This is a genomic window from Burkholderia orbicola (assembly GCF_900100915.1).
Taxonomy (GTDB): Bacteria; Pseudomonadota; Gammaproteobacteria; order Burkholderiales; family Burkholderiaceae; genus Burkholderia; species Burkholderia orbicola.
The window spans coordinates 429,405-446,114 of record NZ_FNKW01000001.1; the positions used below are offsets into that span (position 1 = coordinate 429,405).

At 66.0% G+C, this 16,710-nt stretch carries 15 protein-coding genes; 4 read left to right on the forward strand and 11 right to left on the reverse strand.

Annotation, left to right across the window (positions count from 1 at the left end):
- Positions 1 to 44: 44 nt before the first annotated feature.
- Together ftsH and BLS50_RS01930 are read right to left on the reverse strand one after the other, a co-directional pair.
- Positions 45 to 1,940, reverse strand: coding sequence for an ATP-dependent zinc metalloprotease FtsH (ftsH, locus tag BLS50_RS01925; protein ID WP_011694248.1), 1,896 nt, complete (start codon positions 1,938 to 1,940; stop codon positions 45 to 47).
- A 166-nt stretch (positions 1,941 to 2,106) separates the two neighbouring features.
- Positions 2,107 to 2,769 carry an RlmE family RNA methyltransferase gene (locus tag BLS50_RS01930; protein ID WP_006476343.1) on the reverse strand — a complete coding sequence of 221 codons (663 nt, stop codon included), beginning with the start codon at positions 2,767 to 2,769 and terminating at the stop codon, positions 2,107 to 2,109.
- Between the two features lie 193 nt (positions 2,770 to 2,962).
- Between BLS50_RS01930 and BLS50_RS01935 the strand changes: the two genes are divergently transcribed.
- Positions 2,963 to 3,487 carry a YhbY family RNA-binding protein gene (locus BLS50_RS01935; protein ID WP_069232448.1) on the forward strand — a complete coding sequence of 175 codons (525 nt, stop codon included), beginning with the start codon at positions 2,963 to 2,965 and terminating at the stop codon, positions 3,485 to 3,487.
- A 68-nt stretch (positions 3,488 to 3,555) separates the two neighbouring features.
- Here the strand turns inward: BLS50_RS01935 and BLS50_RS01940 are convergent, their stop codons facing one another.
- From BLS50_RS01940 to gloB, 8 genes are all read right to left on the reverse strand, one after another.
- A complete protein-coding gene (locus tag BLS50_RS01940; protein ID WP_006497614.1) occupies positions 3,556 to 4,014 on the reverse strand; it encodes a DUF4149 domain-containing protein in 459 nt (152 codons plus the stop codon).
- 14 nt (positions 4,015 to 4,028) lie between these two features.
- Positions 4,029 to 4,505 carry a transcription elongation factor GreA gene (greA, locus tag BLS50_RS01945; RefSeq protein WP_006476345.1) on the reverse strand — a complete coding sequence of 159 codons (477 nt, stop codon included), beginning with the start codon at positions 4,503 to 4,505 and terminating at the stop codon, positions 4,029 to 4,031.
- Positions 4,506 to 4,623: 118 nt separating this feature from the next.
- On the reverse strand, positions 4,624 to 7,878 hold the full coding sequence (gene carB, locus BLS50_RS01950; RefSeq protein ID WP_074800347.1) for a carbamoyl-phosphate synthase large subunit: 3,255 nt from the start codon (positions 7,876 to 7,878) through the stop codon (positions 4,624 to 4,626).
- 49 nt (positions 7,879 to 7,927) lie between these two features.
- On the reverse strand, positions 7,928 to 8,587 hold the full coding sequence (leuE, locus tag BLS50_RS01955; protein ID WP_011545084.1) for a leucine efflux protein LeuE: 660 nt from the start codon (positions 8,585 to 8,587) through the stop codon (positions 7,928 to 7,930).
- A gap of 36 nt (positions 8,588 to 8,623) precedes the next feature.
- The gene (carA, locus tag BLS50_RS01960) at positions 8,624 to 9,769 is read right to left on the reverse strand and encodes a glutamine-hydrolyzing carbamoyl-phosphate synthase small subunit (RefSeq protein WP_023475510.1); all 1,146 of its coding nucleotides are present in this window, start codon (positions 9,767 to 9,769) and stop codon (positions 8,624 to 8,626) included.
- A 366-nt stretch (positions 9,770 to 10,135) separates the two neighbouring features.
- Positions 10,136 to 11,353 carry an MFS transporter gene (locus tag BLS50_RS01970; RefSeq protein ID WP_074800350.1) on the reverse strand — a complete coding sequence of 406 codons (1,218 nt, stop codon included), beginning with the start codon at positions 11,351 to 11,353 and terminating at the stop codon, positions 10,136 to 10,138.
- Positions 11,354 to 11,502: 149 nt separating this feature from the next.
- Positions 11,503 to 13,080, reverse strand: a complete 1,578-nt coding sequence (locus tag BLS50_RS01975) for a transglycosylase SLT domain-containing protein (protein WP_074800353.1) — start codon at positions 13,078 to 13,080, stop codon at positions 11,503 to 11,505.
- A 151-nt stretch (positions 13,081 to 13,231) separates the two neighbouring features.
- Positions 13,232 to 14,053, reverse strand: coding sequence for a hydroxyacylglutathione hydrolase (gene gloB, locus BLS50_RS01980; protein ID WP_011545080.1), 822 nt, complete (start codon positions 14,051 to 14,053; stop codon positions 13,232 to 13,234).
- An 18-nt stretch (positions 14,054 to 14,071) separates the two neighbouring features.
- Here gloB and BLS50_RS01985 point away from each other — a divergent pair, with 18 nt between their 5' ends.
- Genes BLS50_RS01985 through dnaQ form a run of 3 tightly spaced genes read left to right on the forward strand, consistent with a single transcriptional unit; the run spans position 14,072 to position 16,099 of the window.
- On the forward strand, positions 14,072 to 14,884 hold the full coding sequence (locus BLS50_RS01985) for a class I SAM-dependent methyltransferase (protein WP_011545079.1): 813 nt from the start codon (positions 14,072 to 14,074) through the stop codon (positions 14,882 to 14,884).
- Positions 14,881 to 15,324, forward strand: coding sequence for a ribonuclease HI (gene rnhA, locus BLS50_RS01990; protein ID WP_006476352.1), 444 nt, complete (start codon positions 14,881 to 14,883; stop codon positions 15,322 to 15,324). The genes BLS50_RS01985 and rnhA overlap by 4 nt, the downstream gene beginning before the upstream one ends.
- A 40-nt stretch (positions 15,325 to 15,364) precedes the next feature.
- Entirely contained in the window at positions 15,365 to 16,099 is a 735-nt protein-coding gene (gene dnaQ, locus BLS50_RS01995) for a DNA polymerase III subunit epsilon (RefSeq protein ID WP_011545078.1), read from the forward strand.
- Between the two features lie 30 nt (positions 16,100 to 16,129).
- Here dnaQ and BLS50_RS02000 read toward each other — a convergent pair whose 3' ends face one another.
- Complete coding sequence (locus BLS50_RS02000) at positions 16,130 to 16,462, reverse strand: YnfA family protein (protein WP_011545077.1); 333 nt, start codon at positions 16,460 to 16,462, stop codon at positions 16,130 to 16,132.
- Positions 16,463 to 16,710 lie beyond the last annotated feature (248 nt).

Genomic DNA, 16,710 nt, shown 5'->3' on the forward strand with positions numbered 1-16,710 from the left:
CGGTGTGAAGCCACACCAGCCCGTGAACGGCGTTAAAGCGGAGATTATGCCGCCGGCGTAGCCGGCGCCGGCGCGCTGCCGGGCTTGACCTCGGCGCTGCCGCCGCCCGACGAATCGCCGCCGACAGCCGGCGAGCTCTTCGGCGAGCGCGGCGGACGGCCTTCCATGATGTCGTTGATCTGATCGGCGTCGATCGTCTCCCACTCCATCAGTGCGGCCGTCATCGCCTCGACCTTGTCGCGGTTGTCTTCGAGCAGGCGGCGTGCGAGGTTGTACTGTTCGTCCAGCACGCGGCGGATTTCCGAGTCGACCTTCTGCTGCGTCGCTTCCGAGATCGTGCGCGTGAAGCCGCGGCCGAACGGCGACGCATCGTTCTCGTCGTCGACGTAGACCATCGGCCCGAGTGCGTCGGTCATGCCGAAACGGGCCACCATCGCACGCGCGGTCTGCGTGGCCTTGTTGAAGTCGTCCGATGCGCCGGTGCTGACCAGGTTCATGAACAGCTCTTCGGCCACCCGGCCACCGAACAGGATCGCAAGGCGGTCCAGCAGGTAGTCCTTCGAATACGTCTCGTTGTCATGCTCCGGCAACTGCCACGTGACGCCCAGCGCGCGACCGCGCGGGATGATCGTGACCTTGTGCACCGGGTCGGCCTTCGGCAACAGCTTCGCGATCACCGCGTGGCCCGACTCGTGATAAGCGGTGGCGCGCTTCGCTTCCTCGCGGATCACGGCCGACTTGCGCTCCGGACCCATGAAGATCTTGTCCTTCGCGTCCTCGAAATCCTGCATCTCGACGATGCGCTTGCCGCGACGGGCGGCGAACAGCGCAGCCTCGTTCACGAGATTCGCGAGATCGGCGCCCGAGAAGCCCGGCGTGCCGCGTGCGATGACCGCCGCGTCGACGTCGTTCGCGATCGGCACCTTGCGCAGGTGCACGCGCATGATCTGCTCGCGGCCGCGGATGTCCGGCAGGCCGACATAGACCTGGCGGTCGAAACGGCCCGGACGCAGCAGCGCCTTGTCGAGCACGTCGGAACGGTTGGTCGCGGCGATCACGATCACGCCCGAATTCGCCTCGAAGCCGTCCATCTCGACGAGCATCTGGTTCAGCGTCTGTTCGCGCTCGTCGTTGCCGCCGCCCATGCCGGCGCCGCGATGACGGCCGACCGCGTCGATTTCGTCGATGAACACGATGCACGGTGCATGCTTCTTCGCCTGCTCGAACATGTCGCGCACACGGGCCGCGCCGACGCCGACGAACATTTCGACGAAGTCCGAACCCGAGATGCTGAAGAACGGCACCTTCGCTTCACCCGCGATCGCGCGGGCGAGCAGCGTCTTGCCGGTACCCGGAGGGCCGACCAGCAGCACGCCGCGCGGAATGCGGCCGCCCAGCTTCTGGAATTTCTGCGGATCGCGCAGGAAGTCGACGAGCTCGGACACTTCTTCCTTCGCTTCGTCGCAGCCCGCGACGTCGGAGAAGTTCACCGCGTTGTTGTTCTCGTCGATCAGCCGCGCACGCGATTTCCCGAACGAGAATGCGCCGCCTTTGCCGCCTCCCTGCATCTGCCTCATCATGTAGAACCAGAACACGATGATCAGGATCGTCGGCCCGAGATAGTACAGCGCGGACATCAGCGCGTTCGGCTCGTCGTCGGCCTTGCCGCTGACCTGCACGCCGTACTTCATCAGATCGCCGACCATCCAGATGTCGCCGGGCGACACGATCTGGTATTTCTGGCCATCAGCCGGAGTGACGGTGAGGTTGCGCCCCTGAACGATGACGTTCTTGACCTTGCCGTTCTTGGCGTCGTCCATGAACTGCGAATAGGACACGCCTTCCTGGACGCGGGGCTTGTCGAACTGCTTGAACACCGTAAACAGCACCAGTGCGATCACCAGCCACACCGCTGCCTTCGAAAACATATTGTTGTTCAAAGCACCACTCCTTCACTCGTAGACGAGCGCCTACATTTTCCTTGCGGCGCCCCTCGGTCATTCTAATCCAGTCCGACCACCCCCGCCATAAGCATTGACAACCGCCGCGATAGCGCTTCGCTTGTCTGGCAAGGGCCGGAGCCCGTTTGCGGCACCGCACTCCGCATCAGCGCGGATGCTTCAGCTGCCGACCCAAAATGAACGTTTCGGACGATTTGTCGCGGGATGCCTTGGGCTTGCGCGGCGCGACAACCTTAAACTGCTGTTTGAACTTCTCGACGATTTGGCTGTAGCCGCTGCCGTGAAAACACTTCACGAGCAGCGCACCGTCCGGCTTCAGATGGTTCTGCGCGAATTCGAGCGCCAGATCGCAGAGATGCTCGATGCGCGCCGCGTCCGCCGAGGCCACGCCGGAGAGGTTGGGGGCCATGTCGGAAATAACAAGGTCCACCGCGCGGCCTTCGAGCACTTCTTCGAGCTGGTGGAGGACGTCGTCCTCGCGGAAGTCGCCCTGCAGGAAGTGGACGTCGGCGATCGGCTCCATCGGCAGGATGTCGAGCGCAACGATCGTGCCGTCGATGCCGCCTTCGCGCTCCGCGTCACGCTTCTTGCCCTGCGCGAGCTTGTTGCGGGCATACTGGCTCCAGCTGCCCGGCGTGGCGCCGAGATCGACGATCACCTGGCCGGGACGGATCAGCTTGTCCTGCTCGTCGATTTCCTTCAGCTTGTACGCGGCGCGCGCGCGATAGCCCTCCCGCTGCGCCATTTTGACGTACGGGTCGTTGATGTGGTCGTGCAGCCAGTGCTGGTTGAAGCGGTTTTTTGCCATTCGAGAGAGAGATTGCTGCCAATTGCTTCGTGAAGCCGCGCTTTTAGCGGATAATACGCGTCTTCTTCGCGCGGCTGCGGCCCCTTTTCAGGCCCAAGCCGCGATTTTACGTGGTTTCGGCGCACGGCTGACGCGCGAACGTCCCGCGATCGCTTTTCAGTCAGCGCGCCCTTATTTAGATTTCGACATTTCCATGCCCGCCCTTTCGCTTTCTCCCGCCGAGCGCTCCGCGCTGCGCTCCCAGGCCCATGCGCTCAAGCCCGTCGTGCTGATCGGCGCCGAAGGGCTGACCGACGCCGTGCTGAAGGAAATCAAGGTGCACCTCGACGCGCACCAACTGATCAAGATCCGCGTGTTCGGCGACGAGCGCGACGAACGGATCGCGATCTACGACGATATCTGCGACCGCTTGAACGCGGCCCCGATTCAGCATATCGGCAAGCTGCTGGTGATCTGGAGGCCCGAAGCCGCAGCGGCCCCGGCCCGCGGTCGCCGTGCCGGTGCGCTGCCCAGCGCGGCAGAAGCCGCCGACGACAAGAAAGGCCGCGCCCCGCGCACCGTGAAGGTCGTCAAGGTGTCGCCGAACGCGAGCCCCGTGCGCCGTCCGAGGCCGGTGAAGGTCACGGTGCGCGGCAACGAACGCGTGACGGCAGGCGGCACCGTGAAGCGTGCGAAAAAGCGCCAGGCCAGCACCAAGCGGCCGTTCCAGGACAAGTAACACGCCGGTGCGGCACGGATTCCCGTGCCGCCCTGCCCCGTCGTTGCGCAACGCGCAACGACGAGCGCTCAGGCGTCGCGCGCCGGCAGACGCCAGATCAGCATCAGCCCCAGCACGCTTTCGACGAGATAGAACACGCTCGAGACGCCGTGCAGCATCCCGAAGCGGCTCGCATACGGCGAATTCGCGATATCGGTGCCCGCATCCATCGCGGCCACGCGCAGCGCGTTCATGAACGGCTGCAGCGCAAAATACCCGACCAGCACGCATACGACCATCGCGGCGACGATCCAGCGCACGCGGCGATACTCGCTGCTGCCGCGCCGCACCTGCTGATTCGACAACGCGAGCAGCAGCACGCCGCACACGACGCCGAGGATCGCCTCGATACGGAACAGCTGGGCGGCGACCGAACCGGCCGTCATCCGTTCCAGCGTCTTGAACAATACGGGCGCGACCGCATACCCGATCGTCAGCAGGCTGCCGACCCATACGGCCGACAGCAGACGGAACACGCGATGCGGCATCACGTCGCCCCGCTTCAGATGTAGCTGACCGAGATGATTTCGTACTCGCGCACGCCGCTCGGCGCCTGCACGGCCGCGACGTCGCCTTCGGACTTGCCGATCAGCGCGCGCGCGATCGGCGAGCTGACCGAGATCAGGCCGTGATCGATATCGGCTTCGTCGTCGCCGACGATCTGGTACTTGACGGTGTCGCCCGACTCGAGATCCTCGAGTTCGACCGTCGCGGCGAACACCACGCGGCCATCGGCGTCGAGCACCGTGGGATCGATGATTTGCGCGGCGGACAGCTTGGATTCGAGTTCCGCGATGCGGCCCTCGATAAAGCCCTGCTTTTCCTTCGCTGCGTCGTATTCGGCGTTTTCCGACAGATCGCCCTGTGCGCGGGCCTCCGCGATCGCGTTGATCACGGCCGGCCGCTCGACGGACTTGAGGCGCTGCAATTCATCGCGCAGTTGCTCTGCGCCACGCTTTGTCAACGGAATGGTGCTCATAAACGGCTCAATCGCTAAAAACGGCTATAAAAAAAATCACCGCGATTAAGCGCGCTTCCGATGCACTGGAAACACCGCCTAATCGCGGCACGTGTTGCTTCGACAGGTAACTGACCGCTTAGTTTAGGCGAGCGTGAAGACCTTGTAAATCATAGACTTCCAGATCCTTCAGGTAGCGCAAGCCTTCAACGGCCGCGCGCGCGCCCGACATCGTCGTGTAGTACGTGACCTTGTGCGCCTGCGCGCTCATGCGGATCGAGCGCGAATCGGCGATCGCCTGGCGCGTCTCGTCGACCGTCGTGAACACGAGTGCGATCTCGCCGTTCTTGATCATGTCGACGATGTGCGGACGGCCGTCCTTCACCTTGTTCACGACTTTCACCGGCACGCCGGCCGCTTCGATCGCGGCTGCCGTGCCCTTGGTCGCGACGATCGGGTAGCCGAGGTCGTGCAGCATGCGCGCGACTTCGACGGCCTTCGGCTTGTCCGCGTCCATCACGGTCAGCAGCACCGTGCCCGACTCCGGCAGGCGCGAACCGGCCGCGAGCTGCGACTTGAAGAGCGCTTCGCCGAACGTCTGGCCGACGCCCATCACTTCGCCGGTCGAACGCATTTCAGGCCCGAGGACCGGATCGACGGTCGGGAACTTGACGAACGGAAACACCGCTTCCTTCACGCTGAAGTACGGCGGCTCGACTTCCTTCGTCACGCCCTGCTGCGCGAGCTTCTGGCCGACCATCGCGCGCGCCGCGATCTTCGCGAGCGGCAGGCTGGTCGCCTTCGACACGTACGGCACCGTGCGCGACGCGCGCGGGTTCACTTCCAGCACGTAGATGATGTCCTGCTTCGAGCCGTCCGCCTGCGGCACCTGCTGGATCGCGAACTGCACGTTCATCAGGCCGACCACGTTCAGCGCCTTCGCCATCGCGCCCGTCTGGCGCTTCAGTTCGACCACGGTTTCCTTCGACAGCGAGTACGGCGGCAGCGAGCATGCCGAATCGCCCGAGTGGACGCCCGCCTGCTCGATGTGCTCCATCACGCCGCCGATGAACACGGCTTCGCCGTCGCAGATGCAGTCGACGTCGCACTCGATCGCATCGTTCAGGAAGCGGTCGAGCAGCACCGGCGAATCGTTCGACACCTTCACGGCCTCGCGCATGTAGCGCTCGAGGTCGCGCGGCTCGTGGACGATTTCCATCGCGCGGCCGCCGAGCACGTACGACGGACGCACGACCAGCGGGTAGCCGATTTCGTCGGCCAGCGCGAGCGCTTCGTCTTCGGCGCGCGCGGTGCGGTTCGGCGGCTGGCGCAGGCCGAGGTCCTGCAGCAGCTTCTGGAAGCGTTCGCGGTCTTCGGCCGCGTCGATCATGTCCGGCGACGTGCCGACGATCGGCACGCCGTGCGCCTCGAGGTCGAGCGCGAGCTTCAGCGGCGTCTGGCCGCCGTACTGGACGATCACGCCGACCGGCTTTTCCTTGTCGACGATCTCGAGCACGTCCTCGAGCGTCAGCGGCTCGAAGTACAGGCGGTCGGACGTGTCGTAGTCGGTCGACACCGTTTCCGGGTTGCAGTTGACCATGATCGTTTCATAGCCATCCTCGCGCATCGCGAGCGCCGCGTGCACGCAGCAGTAGTCGAACTCGATGCCCTGGCCGATCCGGTTCGGGCCGCCGCCCAGCACCATGATCTTCTTGTTCGTGGTCGGCTGCGCCTCGCACTCTTCCTCGTAGGTCGAGTACATGTAGGCGGTTTTCGTCGCGAACTCGGCCGCGCACGTGTCGACGCGCTTGTAGACCGGGCGCACGTTCAGTTCGACGCGACGCTTGCGGACGTCTTCCGGCGTCGCGCCGAGCAGCTTCGCGAGGCGGCGGTCGGAGAAGCCGCTCTGCTTCAGGTAGCGCAGCTCGTCGAACGTTAGCGACGCGAGCGTGCGGCCCGACAGCGCCTTTTCCTTCAGGATGATCTGCTCGATCTGCTCGAGGAACCACGGATCGATCGCGGTTTCAGCGAAGATTTCCTCGGCCGTCATGCCGATGCGGAACGCATCGCCGACGTACCAGATGCGGTCCGGGCCCGGCTCGTGGATCTCGATCGCGATCTCGTCGCGGTTGGTCGACTTCTCGTCGAGGCCGTCGACACCGACTTCGAGGCCGCGCAGCGCCTTCTGGAACGACTCCTGGAACGTGCGGCCGATCGCCATCACTTCGCCGACCGACTTCATCTGCGTGGTCAGGCGCGAATCGGCTTCGCGGAACTTCTCGAACGCGAAACGCGGAATCTTCGTGACGACGTAGTCGATCGTCGGCTCGAACGACGCGGGCGTCTGGCCGCCGGTGATTTCGTTCTTCAGTTCGTCGAGCGTGTAGCCGACCGCCAGCTTCGCCGCGACCTTCGCGATCGGGAAGCCGGTGGCCTTCGATGCGAGCGCCGACGAACGCGACACGCGCGGGTTCATCTCGATGACGACCATGCGGCCGTCCCGCGGGTTGATCGAGAACTGCACGTTCGAACCGCCCGTGTCGACGCCGATCTCGCGCAGCACCGCGAGCGATGCGTTACGCAGGATCTGGTATTCCTTGTCGGTGAGCGTCTGCGCAGGCGCTACCGTGATCGAGTCGCCGGTGTGCACGCCCATCGGGTCGAGGTTTTCGATCGAGCAGACGATGATGCAGTTGTCGGCGCGGTCGCGCACGACTTCCATCTCGTATTCCTTCCAGCCGAGCAGCGACTCTTCGATCAGCAGCTCGCGCGTGGGCGACAGGTCGAGACCGCGCTTGCAGATCTCTTCGAACTCTTCGCGGTTGTACGCGATGCCGCCGCCCGAGCCACCGAGCGTGAACGACGGACGGATCACGACCGGGTAGCCGCTGCCGCCCGTCTCCGCCATGATCTCGGCGTGCACCTTGGTCGCCTCTTCCATCGAGTGCGCGATGCCCGACTTCGCGGAACCGAGACCGATCTTGGTCATCGCTTCCTTGAACTTCTGGCGGTCTTCCGCCTTGTCGATCGCTTCCGGCGACGCGCCGATCAGCTCGACGCCGAACTTCTCGAGCACGCCGTGGTGGTGCAGGTCGAGCGCGCAGTTCAGCGCGGTCTGGCCGCCCATCGTCGGCAGGATCGCGTCCGGGCGCTCCTTCTCGATGATGCGTGCGACGACTTCCCACGTGATCGGCTCGATGTAGGTCACGTCGGCCGTGTTCGGGTCGGTCATGATCGTCGCCGGGTTGCTGTTGACGAGAACGACCTTGTAGCCCTCCTCACGCAACGCCTTGCAAGCCTGCGCGCCCGAATAGTCGAACTCGCACGCCTGGCCGATGATGATCGGGCCGGCGCCGATGATGAGGATGCTCTTGATGTCTGTGCGTTTTGGCATGGCTTGTGAATTCAATAAGTAATCGTTGTCGTGGGTCGGCCGGCGGCGCTCAGCTCATGGTCGCCAGCGCCAGCTTCACCGAGAAACCGATGAACAGGCCGCCCACGCTGCTCGCCGCGCCTGCCGCGAGCTTGCGGCGGCGGCGGAAGTGCTCGGCGAGCCGCGCCCCCGCGAAGATCAGCGTGCTCAGGTACAGGAAGCTCGCGCATTGCGCGATCGCCCCGAGCACGACGAACGACAGCGCGGGATGCGGGAATGCCGGGTCGACGAACTGGATGAAGAACGAGATGAAGAACAGGATCGCCTTCGGATTCAGCAGGCTCACGATCAGTGCTTTCCGGAACGGCCGCTCGCCGTCGACCGCCTGCGGCGCCTCGACCGGCGCATCGCCGCGCGCGCGCAGCTTGCTCCACGCGCCGCGCAGCATCCCGGTGCCGATGTACAGCAGGTAGGCGGCGCCGCCGTACTTGACGACGGAGAACAGCAGCGGGTTCGCCTTCAGCAGCGACGCGACGCCCGCGGCGGACAGCACCATCAGCACGGTATCGCCGACGAACACGCCGCAGGCCGCGCGATAGCCGGCCTTCACGCCGCGCTGCGCGGCAAGCGACAGCACGTACATCGAGTTCGGCCCCGGCAGCAGGATGATGAAGATCACGCCGAACACGTAGGTCCAGATATCCGTGATGCCGAGTGCGTGGCCGAACATGATGTGAATCTCCCGTTCTTCGGTTGCGTCAGTGACTCAGGCGTTGCGCTGCTTCGCCGCGTCCATCAGCGCGGTGAAACGGTCGAACAGATAGCCGATGTCGTGCGGGCCGGGCGACGCTTCCGGGTGGCCCTGGAAGCAGAACGCCGGCTTGTCGGTCAGCTCGAAGCCCTGCAGCGTGCCGTCGAACAGCGACACGTGCGTCACGCGCGCGTTGGCCGGCAGCGAATCGGCGTCGACCGCGAAGCCGTGGTTCTGCGACGTGATCACGACCCGGCCGTCGCCGAGATCCTTCACCGGATGGTTCGCGCCGTGGTGGCCCGTCTTCATCTTGAGTGTCTTCGCGCCGACCGCGAGACCCATGATCTGATGGCCGAGGCAGATGCCGAAGGTCGGCACGCCGCGCTCGATGAATGCCTTGGTGGCCGCGATCGCGTAATCGCACGGCTCGGGGTCGCCGGGGCCGTTCGACAGGAAGATGCCGTCCGGATTCAGCGCGAGCGCATCTTCCGCGCTCGCCTGGGCCGGCAGCACCGTCACGTGGCAGCCGCGCTCCGCGAGCATGCGCAGGATGTTGTACTTGACGCCGAAGTCGTACGCGACGACGCGGTACTTCGGCGCTTCCTGCATGCCGTAGCCGCCCTCGAGACGCCATTCCGTCTGCTTCCACTCGAACGGCTTGGTGGTCGACACGACCTTCGCGAGATCCATGCCGGCGAGGCCCTCGAACGAGCGCGCGAGCTCGATCGCCTTCGCTTCGTCGTCGGAGCCCGTCAGGATGCAGCCGCTCTGCGCGCCCTTGTCGCGCAGGATGCGGGTCAGCTTGCGGGTGTCGATGCCGGCGATCGCGACGACGCCTTCGTCGCGCAGGTAGTCGCCGAGCGTGCGGTCCATGCGGAAGTTCGATGCGAGCGTCGGCAGATCACGGATGATCAGGCCGGCGGCATGGACTTTCGTGGCTTCGACGTCTTCGGCGTTGACGCCGACGTTGCCGATATGCGGATAGGTGAGCGTGACGATCTGGCGCGAGTAACTCGGATCAGTCAGGATTTCCTGATAGCCGGTGATCGCGGTATTGAACACGACTTCGCCGATCGTATGGCCTTCGGCCCCGATCGAATAACCACGAAAGACCGTGCCGTCGGCGAGTGCAAGCAAGGCGGGAGAAAAAGACGGCAACACGGGAGGCTCCTTGGGGAACACCCTGCTGCCGACCTGTTTACCCTGCCGCGCGAGCGCCGCGCTGCGTGGGCGCGCGTGGTCGCTAGCTGGACGCGGCCTGCGTTGTCGAGACGCGAACCCGGCGCGTGGCGCACGAGGCTTCGCGGCATCGCCCGGCAGGCGGCGTGCGGCGGATGAACGGGATGAATGAGGTAGGCGCTAGGGTGCGAGGTTGATCAGCACAAACTTTCAAATTATAGCCTGAAAATAGCCCTATCTTCAATTGATATGGCCGTCCGATCATGCGCGCGCCGCGAGCGGCGGGCGCAGCGCACCGTGCTGCGGCCCTGTTTTCGCGGCCGCCCCATGCATCAGCGTACCGCCGGATCAGTGCGCTTGGCCAGCGCCGCGCGCGGGCCAGACGTACCAGACCGCGCTCGCGAGCTGCAGCGCGAGCAGCACGCCCCAGGCGGTGAAGTGCGCGGCGGCCGGATAACGGCCGTCGACCGCCGGCCAGTGCGACAGTACGGCGCCGACGCCGATCTGGAACGCGAAGATCAGCAGGAAGATCACGAGCGTGAGCGTCGTGTTCGCGCGCCCGATCAGATGGGCGGGAAAGTGGCCGGCCATCACCGCGTAGGTCAGGATGCCCACGCCGCCGAACATCCCGTAGGCGGCCCACAGCACGGCGGGCGGCAACGGCACGCGCGCGACGATCGCGAGCTGCGTCGCGACGAACAGCGCCATGCCGATGCCGCACGTCGCGTAGACCGACACGCCGCGCCGCTCGAGCACGCGCGCCGCCGCGCCGAAGCCGACGCAGCCGGCCATCATCGCGAAGCCGAGCACCGACACGAGGCGCGCGGCATGCGGCGCGTCGAATCCGCCGACATCGCGCAGATACGGGCCCACCCACAGCGACTGCATCGCATAGAACACGCCCTGCGTGACGACGGAGAACGACGCAATCTTCCAGAACGCGCGGCTCGTCAGGATGTGCCACGTGCCCTTGAACTGGCTGACGAGGCCGCCCTGGTGACGCGCCTGCTGCGCATCGGGCGCCCCGAAGCCGATCGACGCCGCGACGGCCACGGTCAGCACCGCGAGGCCGAAACAGATCGCGCGCCAGCTCGCCCAGCCGAGCAGCCAGGTCAGCGGCGAGCCGACCATCACGCCGCCGAGGCCGCCCACGGCCATCACGAGGCCGTTGACGAGCGGCAGCCGGCCAACCGGGAAATGCTGCGCGAGCGCCTTGAACGCCGCACCGAGACAGACCGATACGCCGACGCCGATCAGCAGCCGGCCGGCCATCATCGTGCCGATGCCATGCGCCGCACCGAACACGGCCGCGCCGGCCGCCGCGAACAGCAGCATGCCGGCCGTCACGCGCCGCGGGCCGAAGTGGTCGAGCATCACGCCGGCCGGGATCTGCGCGCCCGCGAAGCCGAGGAAATAGAGGCTGGTGAGCAAGCCGAGATCGGCGGCCGACAGCCCGAGCTCATGCGTGACGAACGGCGCGAAGCCCAGATTGACGCCGCGAAAGACGTACGACACGAAATACCCGACCGAGAACAGCGCGAGCACCCTCACCTGCACCGACGACATCGCTTCTCCTTGTCATGTGAAGACGCGTGACGCCGCGCCGCGCACAAAAGAAAACGCCGTCACCTCGGTGACGGCGTTTCGTCGAATTCGTCGGATGATAGCGCAATCGTGCGGGCCTCACCGGCCGCCACGTTGCGCGCGGCAGCCGCTTACTTCTTCTTGCCCTTGTGCGCGGCGGCCTTGGCCGGCGCGGCTTTCGCGGGCGCGGCCTTCGCCGCCGGCCGGACCGACGACTTCGCGGCGCCGCGCTTGCCGCCGTGCGACTTGCCGCCCACCGCCAGGCTCGCGCGCTCGATGTGCGCACCGCCCGTCGACGTCGCGATCCGCTCCGGACCGGGTTCCGCCGGCACCGAACGGCCGACCGGCACGTGCAGCACGAGCGCCTGACCCGGCATCGCGAGATCGCGGTGCGTACGGTTCCACGCCTTCAACTGGCCGACCGACACGCCATAGCGGCCGGCGATCGCCGCCATCGACTGCTTGCGGCGCACGCGGATCAGCATCTTGCGCGTATCGGGGACGTCCGGCTCCATCGCGAGCGCACCGTTTTCGGCGACGTCGGCGCTGATGTCCTCGTCGTCGTCATTGCCGCGCGGCACGACGATCGTCGAGCCCGGCTTCAGGCGCATGCCGGCCGGAATCTTGTTGACCGACATCAGCGTATCGGCGTCGACGCCGATCTTCTCGGCGATCGCGGCCGGGCGCGCACGCTCGCTGACCGTGTAGGTAGTCCACGACGACAGCTGGCCGTTGTACGCTTTCAGGCTCTTCTCGAACGCGGACGCGTTGTCGAACGGCAGCAGGATCTGCGGCTCGGTCGCGCCGAGGATCACGGGCTTCGAGAACGACGGGTTCAGCGAGCGGAACTCGTCGAGCGGCAGGTTCGCGAGCTTCGCGGCCACCGCCACGTCGATGTCGCGCGACGTCGTGACCGTCACGAAATACGGGTGGTTCGGGATATCCGGCAGCGCCAGGCCGTACTGCTGCGGGCTCGCGATGATGTTCTTCACCGCCTGCAGCTTCGGCACGTAGTTGCGCGTCTCGTTCGGCATCCGCAGGTTCTGGTAGTCGGTCGGCAAGCCGGCCGCCTGGTTGCGCGCGATCGCGCGCTGCACGTTGCCTTCGCCCCAGTTGTATGCGGCCAGCGCCAGATACCAGTCGCCGAACATGTCGTGCAGGCGGGACAGGTAGTCGAGCGCGGCGCTCGTCGACGCGAGCACGTCGCGGCGCTCGTCCTGCCACATGTTGCGCTTCAGGTTGTACGTGCGGCCGGTGCCGGGCATGAACTGCCACATGCCGGCCGCCTTCGCGACCGACAGCGCCTGCGGGTTGTACGCGGACTCGATGAACGGCAGCAGCGCGAGCTCGGTCGGCATGTGACGCGCCTCGAGCTCCTCGACGATGTGATACAGGTATTTCTGCGAGCGCTCGGTCATGCGCTGCACGTAATCGGGACGCTGCGTATACCAGGTCGTCTGCATGTCGACCAGATCGCTCTGCAGGTCGGGCATCTGGAAGCCGCGGCGAATGCGCGCCCAGAGATCGGAGTCTGCAGTGGTCAGGTCGCCGACGGATTGCTTGTCGACGTCGACAGTTTCTTTGGCGGTGGCTGATTTACGGAGGTAGTTGGACGTCGCCTGCGAATCGGCGGCGTTGTTGGCGACAGGGGGCTGGCTCGCACAAGCGGCGAGTAGCAGCACCACCATCGCACTCAATATAAGTCGCATGAAAATCTCGGCTTCCGACGGCTGGAAATTGCAGGCGATACTACGGAAGTGCGTGCTTCACGTCAATAAAAACACCGAAAACTCAGCGAAATCCTACATTTGGAGCAATTTTTACAGACGCCGCTTGAGCTTTGGAGTCCTCCGGAAAACGTCACCGGAACCGGTTTTTCCATTCGCGCATCAGCGTGAACGCCGCCAGACGATCCGTCACCGTTTCGTGCAGCTCGGCCTCGAGCGTCGCATGGATCGCCGCGCTGTCGGCCCGCATGAACGGGTTAACGGCACGCTCGTGCGCGATCGTAGTGGGCAGCGTCGGCACGCCACGCGCACGCAGCGCCTGTGCGTCGTCGCGCCACGCGGCGAGTGCCGCGTTGCCCGGCTCGCACGCGAGCGCGAAGCGGATATTCGACAGCGTGTATTCGTGTGCGCAATGCACGCGGGTGTCGCCCGGCAACGCGGCGAGCGCGTCGAGCGACGCGAGCATCTGCGCGGGCGTGCCTTCGAACAGACGGCCGCAGCCGCACGAGAACAGCGTGTCGCCGCAGAATACGTGCGGCACCGCGTTGCCCTGCCCGGCCGCGCCTTGACCGGCCGCCTGAAAGTAAGCAATGTGGCCGCGTGTATGGCCCGGCACGTCGAGCACGTCGAATGCGACCGCGGGCGCGTCGAGCGTCACGCGATCGCCGCCCGACAGCGGCCGCGTGACCACGCCGATCGCTTCGGCCGCGGGGCCGTAAACGGTGAGCGGAACATCGGCCGGTTGGCTATGCTGCAGCGCCTCGACACCGCCGACGTGGTCGGCGTGGTGGTGCGTGAGTAAAATAGCGGTCAACCGCCAGCCTCGTTCGGCAAGAACCCGGCGTACGGGCGCGGCTTCACCCGGGTCGACGGCGATCGCATCGCGGCCGTCCGAGACGAGCCAGATATAGTTGTCTTCGAATGCCGGAACCGGCACGTATTCCAGCTCGTTCATAGGCGCGCAATCATCGTTATGTCTGACCGTCAAATTATAGACTGGCCCGCCTGGACCGACTCGCCGCCCGGCCGTTACGTGCTGGGCTGGGAGCAGGCGCAGCTCGACCGGATCGTATCCGACGTCTTCGGCTTCCACGCGCTGCAGCTCGGCCTGCCGCAGCTCGACGCGCTGCGCGAGAACCGCATGCCGTATCGCGGCCTCGTGCTCGACCCGGCGAGCGGCGCGAGCGCGCCGTACCAGTATCCGTGGGCGCGCGAAGCACACACGGCGGCCCACGCGCCCGCCGATCGCAGCACGACGTGGTGCGATCTGCTCGACCTGCCGTTCGAGTCGCAGAGCGTCGACCTGATCGTGATGCCGCACACGCTCGAATTCACGTCCGACCCGCACCGCCTGCTGCGCGAGGCCGAGCGCGTGCTGATGCCGGAAGGCCAGCTCGTGATCACCGGCTTCAATTCGCTGAGCCTGTGGGGCATGCGGCAGTCGTTCGGGCGCATGGCGAACCGCCCGTTCGTGCCGGCCACGCGCGACCAGATCGCGTTCATCCGGCTCAAGGACTGGATCAAGCTGCTCGGTTTCGACCTCGAACGCGGCCGCTTCGGCTGCTACCGGCCGCCGCTCGCCACCGACCAGTGGCTGGCCCGCTACGGCTTCATGGAGGCCGCCGGCGACCGCTGGTGGCCGATCTTCGGCGCCGTCTACATGGTGACGGCCGTCAAGCGCGTGCGCGGCATGCGCCTCGTCGGCCCGATCAAGATGAAGAAGCCCGTGCTCGCACCGGGCCTGACGCCGGCGGCCTCCCCGACCACTCACCAAGAACGTTCATGACAACCGACACCATCGACATCTATACCGACGGCGCCTGCAAGGGCAACCCCGGCCCCGGCGGCTGGGGCGCCCTGCTGCGCTACGGCAGTCAAGAAAAGGAACTGTTCGGCGGCGAGCCGAACACGACCAACAACCGCATGGAGCTGATGGGCGTGATCGCCGCGCTCGAAGCGCTGAAGCGGCCGTGCCGGGTGATCGTGCATACCGACTCGCAATACGTGCAGAAAGGCATCAGCGAGTGGATCCACGGGTGGAAGAAGAAAGGCTGGGTCACCGCGGCGAAGACGCCGGTGAAGAATGCCGACCTGTGGAAGCGGCTCGACGCACTCGTCGCGCAGCACGAGATCGAGTGGCGCTGGGTCAAGGGTCACGCGGGCCATCCCGAAAACGAGCGCGCGGACGCGCTCGCGAACCGCGGCGTCGAATCGCTGGCCGCCTGAACCCCGGCCGCCCTCTCCTGTTTTCGTTGCTTTTCCCGATATGCGCCAGATCATTCTCGATACCGAAACCACCGGCCTGAACGCCCGCACGGGCGACCGCCTCATCGAAATCGGCTGCGTCGAACTGCTGAACCGACGGCTCACCGGCAACAACCTGCACTTCTACGTGAACCCCGAGCGCGACAGCGATCCGGGCGCACTGGCGGTGCACGGCCTCACGACCGAATTCTTGAGCGACAAGCCGAAATTCGCGGAAGTCGCCCACCAGATCCTCGACTTCGTGAAGGACGCGGAGCTGATCATCCACAACGCGCCGTTCGACCTGGGCTTCCTCGACGCCGAATTCGCGCGGCTCGGCCTGCCGCCGTTCACCGAGCATTGCGGCGGCGTGATCGACACGCTGGTGCAGGCCAAGCAGATGTTCCCCGGCAAGCGCAATTCGCTCGACGCACTGTGCGACCGCTTCGGCATCAGCAACGCGCACCGCACGCTGCACGGCGCACTGCTCGACTCGGAGCTGCTCGCCGAGGTCTATCTCGCGATGACGCGCGGCCAGGACAGCCTCGTGATCGACATGCTCGACGACGCCGGCGCCGACGGCGGCGCGGCGAACGGCAAACGCGTGTCGCTCGCCGCGCTCGACCTGGCCGTGGTGACCGCGAGCGAAGACGAGTTGGCCGCGCACCAGGCTCAGCTCGACGAGCTCGACAAGTCGGTCAAGGGCACGTGCGTGTGGCGCCAGCCCGCCGACACGGATACCGCCGAAGCAGCCTGATGCAGGCGGCACGCGCCGCGGCCGCGCCGCTCAGGCGCGCGGCTGCAGCGCGATGACGGCCATTCCGCCGAGCGCGAGCACCGCGCCGGCCACGTCCCAGCGGGTCAGCGCGACGCCGTCGACCACCCGCAGCCAGATCAACGCCACCGCGATATAGACGCCGCCGTATGCGGCATACGTGCGCCCTGCCGCGCTCGGATGCAGCGTCAGCAGCCACGCGAACAGCGCCAGCGACAGCGCGGCGGGCACCAGCAGCCAGGCCGGGCGCCCGGCCTTCAGCACGAGCCACGGCAGGTAGCAGCCGACGATTTCGGCCAGCGCGGTAGCGGCGAACAGCGCCGCGATCCTCATCAGTTCGGTCATCCGGTTCCTCGCGAATTCAGCCCCGTCGCGGCGGCCGGCACGGCCGCGCCGCGCGCCGCCGATCATACCTGAGCAAGCTCCCCGGGATGCCCCGCCAGACGGGCGATTCCGGGTAATTTGCACGATCGTCCGTCATCGTGCTATCATGTCGCCTGTTTCAACATTCAATCTCTGTCTTTTCGATTTTGAGAGAAGTCCGTCCGCACGTTGCGGCCCGGTGCCTCGATCGAAATTGCATCCACAGGAAA